Here is a 245-nt window from a genome sequence, read left to right on the forward strand (position 1 = left end):
TATGAATCGCTTCTTTATCTACTGTTTTACGTTTCAAGGGAATGTAGGTAGCGTCCAGATAAATAGCGGCATAATGATCATTTAGTGGACGTTTTTTAAAAGCAGCGACTTCTTCAGAAAAGACTTTAGTCATATTGGACATCGTTTGTGGTGTATAGTGATGACCGTACATTTTCTCAATCAAATCAGCAATTTCAGACATGGTAATACCTTTTTGAAAAAGATGAATGACGGTTTCTTCTAAC

General features: G+C 35.5%; 1 protein-coding gene. It reads right to left on the reverse strand.

Features of this window, described 5'->3' with window-relative positions; all coding sequences use genetic code 11:
• On the reverse strand, window positions 1-245 hold a 245-nt coding region (locus tag ACEN4N_RS11670; RefSeq protein WP_407094285.1), incomplete at both ends, for a transposase.

The organism is Ruoffia sp. FAM 20857 (assembly GCF_045528645.1).
GTDB lineage: Bacteria > Bacillota > Bacilli > Lactobacillales > Aerococcaceae > Ruoffia > Ruoffia halotolerans.